Genomic DNA, 5338 nt, shown 5'->3' with positions numbered 1-5338 from the left:
GTTGTGATGATCGCTTCTATCTTTTTCATCGCTTCGACTGCGCGGTTAGTGTCGGGGTGACGGGTGAAGGTCGAGCCGTTGGCGTTAAACATCACGCGGATGTGCGGCATGACGTACTTTTTGCCGTTGCGCTCGATCTGCTTGCCAGGCTCCATGATCGCGTCTATGAGCCTGCTGTTTGGTATCTCGTGGTATTTGGCTTTGGCTAGCTTGCCCTGCGGGGCGATGTATTTTTCGTTTACCGCAGGGTTAAAGGCCTGAAGCTTTGGCGCGATGAAGCTAATATCGGCATTTTTATGCATCTGATCGTTCATCACGTAGCCGCGCCCGGTCTTGCCGATGTCGCCTAGCATCGCAGCTAGCGTGATCAGCGCCCAGTACGCCATCTCGCCGTGGTGCTGACGCTGGATAGAGTAGCCCGTGACGATGAGCATATCTTTTTTAGCCAGGGTATCCGCTAGATTTTTTAGCTCTTTTTCGCTTACGCCGCAAATTTTACTCGCCCATTTTAGATCCTTTTTCACGCCGTCTTTCGCGCCCGTGAAATAATCCTTAAATTTATCAAACCCGACCGTGTAGCGCTCAATAAATTCCTTGTCGTATAGCCCGTTTTCGTAAAGATAATCGCAAAGCCCGATCAGCATCGCCGTATCGGTGCAAGGGCGCACGGCTAGATAGTGCGCGCCGAAATACTCCGCCGTTTCGTTGCGGTAAACGTCTATGCTGTAAATTTTCATCTCGCCTTTTTTAAATTTCTCTTTCATAGTTTCGTAGTAGGCGTAGGAGTTGTGCATCGGAACGCCGATAGCGATCTTGTTTGAGACGACGGGGTTCGTACCCCAAAACACGATCGTTTTGGCCTCCTTTACCACGCCCTCCCAGCGCGTAGGATTATGCGTCGGATCGATAGAGCCCGTCACGTGAGGCAAAAACGCCGTCGCCGCGCCGTATGAGTAGCCGCCAAGCTCGCTCACGTAGCCTCCTAGCGCGTTTAGCATGCGTTTTGCGGTGCGCTGCGAGTGGCCGACCTTGCCCAGACTACCCCACTGATAAAGCTGCCCGTAAATAGCCTCAGAGCCGTATTTATCGAAGTTTTCTTTTAAAATTTTAGCGCTTAGCTTTATCGCCTCGTCCCAGCTAACGCGCACGAAGGGCTCTTTGCCGCGAAGCTGCGGCTTTGGATTTGACGGGTCTGCGAGGAAGCTTTTGCGCACGTATGGGTATTTCACGCGCGTTTCGTTTTGGATGTGATCGCTTAGGGCGTTGTTTAGCACCGTTGGCATAGCATCTCCCTCAAATGGCTCGGTACCAACGACCCTACCGCCGATGGTTTGGACGTAAAATGCGCCAAATTTATTCGCGCAAAGCCCCATCTGCTCGTCAAATATCGCCTGCGCCGCCGCGTCAAATTGTTTTGCCTGCGCTGAAGCCGCAGCTAGCGCACCTAGTTTTAAAAAGTCTCGTCTTTTCATGGTTGTTCTCCGTTAAATTTAAATTGATTGGTTGAGTTGGTTTAAATTTAGCGGAATTTATGCGGTTGAGTTTTGCATGGTTTGCCTTTTAACGTATTACGCGACCTCGCGTCTTAGCGGTAATTTTACGAAATTTAGGCTTAATTTGCCATTTATCTATGGCGTCGCGATGGAATTCTATTAGAGCTAAGCACTAGATAAATTCCGCCGCGACTATTTGGGTCAAAAGCTATACGTAAGGCTTAGATTAAAGGTGCGCGGATCGCCGTAGATCATTCGATTAGAACCGATGCCCTCAAAATAGCGCTTATCGGTTATGTTATCGACGTTTAGCTGCACATCTAGGTTTTTACTCGCTTTGTAGCCTAGCATTACGTTTGCAATCGTGTAAGCTTTCTGCTTGATCCTGCCGTATGGAGAGTCGGAATAAATCTTTGAGCGATACATCGCGCCTGCGCCGATTCTAAATGTGCCGATCTCATATTTTGCAAAAAGATTTGCGCTGGTGCGGGAGGAGTCGCTGGCGTAAATATTGCCGTCAGCGTCTTTGGCTTTGTAGTGCGCTAGCCCCATACTTAGGCTTAGCGCATCGGTGATTTTACCGTTTACATCCGCTTCAAAGCCCCTGCTGGTTACTCCGCGACCCTGCCTGTAAGCGTAGGAATTTGTGCCCGTGATATACTCGTCGGTGCGGATGCCGAGCTTATCTTGGATGATCTTAAAAACGCCCAGGCTTGCTTGCAGATCGCCGTCAAAATACTCGCCTTTGATGCCCGCTTCGTAGTCCTTGCCTTGGATGGGATCAAGATATTTATTGTTTTTGTCCTTGTAGGTTTGAGGTTTAAAAATACTCGTATAACTTGCATAAAGGGTATGATGATCGTCTAAATCATAGGTGATCCCTGCATATGGAGTAATTTCGCGGGTAAAATTTCTATTATCTGCTCCACCTGTAATTTTATATTTATAGTAACTCATCCGCGTTCCTAATAAGAGCTTTAAATCCTCGGTGATTGAGAGTTTATTCGCGGCATAAATTGCTTTTTGAATAGTTCGATCGGCATTATTTTGATCTACATACGGTAAGCGTGGATCTTCAATATGAAGGTCGTTAAAATTTATTCTAGTACGCGCGGCATAAGCGAGGCCTGCTGGAGTATTTCGGTTATTCCAGTAGCTACTTACGTTATCAGATCCTTTTTTGTAAAGATTATACATCGCGCCAAATACGAATTCATGATCTTGTCCGAAAAGCTCATACGGGATATTTGCGTAGGCGTCGATATTGTGGATATTCTCTTCGCGCTTGTTAGCATAAACGCTAAGATCGGCGACGTTTCCGATGCCGCCAGGGCCTACCCTGCCGCCATAATAGAGCAAATTTGAATCGGTATGAGCGCGACGAAACGAATAACTCAAGCTTAAACTCGCCTCGTTTGAGAAATATTGTTTAAAATCGGCATAAAAATCAAGCGTAGAGATGTCGTATCGCGTCCAAGGCTGAGAGAAAATTTTGTTTTTGCCGAAGTGCGTGCGCGTGCCGTCCGAGTTAAACGCGGGCATTCCGCCCCAGCGCGTGCCATGTCGGTGTAGAGTCTGATAAAATGAGCCAAAGCTCAGCCTTGAATCGTCTGTTACATCGATATCTAATACGCCATAAACGGCAGTATTGCGACGATTGTAATAGTCCATATAAGAGTGCGATCGTTCATGCATAAACGCTAGGCGTCCGCGCACTGAACCGCTTTGATTGAGCGGGCTTTGCACATCGGTTTTAAGCCCGTATTTGTCGTATGAGCCGCCGTTTAGACTTATATAACCTTTTGGGATGGTGGAATCTGCGTGCTTACGGATAAAATTTAAACTCGCGGCAGGATTTCCTGCGCCTGCTAATAATCCGTTCGCGCCCTTTACGACCTCGACGCGCTCATACGGTAGCAAATTTAGATCGTTCGCCCCGAGGCTAAAACCTCCGAAGCTAGGCATCGAATCAAGCAGATAATAATCTATGCTAAATCCGCGCGCCGTAGGATAGAGCCTCTCATCCCAACGCCCGCTCGTAATGCCCGCGATATTTCGCATCAGCACCTGATAATCGGTTATCCCCATATCTTTTAGCTTGGCTTCGGTCACCACGGTAAGAGACTGGGGCGTTTCTCTCGCCGTAAGATCGAGCCTGGTGGTACTTTTAACGAGCTTTCTAGCCTCATAATCTCTGTCGTCGCGACGGAGCTTTTGGGTATCTTGCACCTCTATGGTGCCTAAGTCCTCCGAGGTGCTCGCAGTGGCGTTATTTTCCGCATAAAGTGAAGTTAGCATATTTAATGCGACTACGAGCGAAAGAGATACTTTCTTCATAACTTTCTCCTTTTAGAATTTCTATTTTTTAGGGTTATGTAAAATCCGCAAATGCTTAAAAATAGAGGCGCAAGCCCCGCTAAAAACCATATAAGCTTCGTTATTGCGCCGTATGAGCCCGCATGGGCGCGACGAAAGCCGTCTTGAAGTTTGTCCGAAAAATCCGCATCGTTTATAAAGTCTGCTTTTAAAATTTCGCCTGCATCCGATATCGTGATACGGCTCGCGTAAGGGCTTTGAAGCGGGTTTTGCCCCGCCTCGAAGCCGTATACGGTAAAAGCGCCGCCCGGACAGAGCGGAAAGGCGATATAGGTGGAGCGAAATTCTTTAAATTTAATTTCTATCTGCGCTAAAGCTTCATCTAGCATTACGGAATTTTGCGCCGTTTTCATGCTTACCGCTCCGTTTGATGCCGCGACGGTGGAATTTCGCTCGGTCTTAAAATTCTGCAAGACCGCGCCGCATGGATTTGCGAGCGGCTTGTAAGTTACCGCCCTTAGCTCCCACCATGCTCCGCTTATAGCTATAGCAAACATTACGGGAGTGCTCGCGACTCCGATTAGGTGGTGAGCGCCGCGCATAAAATATATGGCCCGATCTAGCCTCAGCGAGAATAAGTTTTGCCAAAATTTTTTGTAGATAAAAAAGCCGCTAATGCCGATAAGTAGCGCGCTAAGCCCCACGATACCCGTAAAAATTCTACCGCCGCGACCTAAAAACAGCTCCGCGTGCAGTTTATTTATCGCGCCGCTAAAGGCGTCCAGGTAAATTAGGGCCTGCTTTTGTAGCTTCTGCGAGGAAAGTCTGATTTTATCGGTCTTTAAAGGATCTTGCGCGATGCTCCAGCCCATGATCGCATACTCTTTAAATTTGGAATTTATCTCGGATTGCAGGGTACTAAATTTCATTCTAACGGGGAATTTCGCTATGCTTTCTTGCGTCCTAAACACCTTGTCTTTTAGCAAAACTTCATTGATCTGCTCCGCGTAAACTAAAACCGAGCCGCTTATAGAAATGATTATAAGGGGTATGCAAAATATCAAAGATAGCCACAAATGAAATTTGCGCGAGATTTTGCGAAAGGATTTAGACAAAATTTTCCTTTTTTTGAAAATTATTTTAATTAAGACGACGTGATTTTAGTGAAAATTGTATTAAAGCATCTTGAAAGTCGTTATAATTTTATAGCTAAAATTTTACGGCGTAAAATTTGCTTGAATGATTTATTTATAGAAATTTTAAAAGCTATTTTAAGATTTTAAGAGCCGAGCGAATATTAAAATTTTCGCGCACAAGAGAGTTTAAATTTAAAGCAAATTTCGGATTTTAAAATTTCAATATCACGCAGGGTCGTGTTTGGGTTGCAGGCGTGGACGATCAACGACTCAAGCGGCTTGCAAATTCCGCACTCGCCAAAAAAAACTCTGCGTTGCAGCGATTTAAATCTTTAATCGCGAAATTTGCAATTACGCGATTAAAAGAATTTACCGATAAGCGCGTATCCCCAC

At 46.3% G+C, this 5338-nt stretch carries 3 protein-coding genes; all 3 read right to left on the bottom strand.

Translation table 11 applies throughout. The features are described from left to right. The coding region (locus Q0413_RS06610; RefSeq protein WP_298988186.1) for a molybdopterin-dependent oxidoreductase at window positions 1-1472 on the bottom strand (1472 nt) is incomplete at its 3' end. Window positions 1473-1694: 222 nt separating this feature from the next. Beyond that, the gene (locus Q0413_RS06605) at window positions 1695-3830 is read right to left on the bottom strand and encodes a TonB-dependent siderophore receptor (RefSeq protein ID WP_298988184.1); all 2136 of its coding nucleotides are present in this window, start codon (window positions 3828-3830) and stop codon (window positions 1695-1697) included. Then, window positions 3827-4924 (bottom strand): PepSY domain-containing protein, encoded by a 1098-nt coding sequence (locus tag Q0413_RS06600; RefSeq protein ID WP_298988183.1) that lies wholly within the window; start codon window positions 4922-4924, stop codon window positions 3827-3829. The genes Q0413_RS06605 and Q0413_RS06600 overlap by 4 nt, the downstream gene beginning before the upstream one ends. Between the last annotated feature and the right edge of the window lie 414 nt (window positions 4925-5338).

This window comes from uncultured Campylobacter sp. (genome assembly GCF_938045465.1).
Taxonomy (GTDB): Bacteria; Campylobacterota; Campylobacteria; order Campylobacterales; family Campylobacteraceae; genus Campylobacter_B.
The sequence above is the reverse complement of the archived record's forward strand: the minus strand, read 5'-3'. Positions and strand labels throughout refer to the sequence as shown.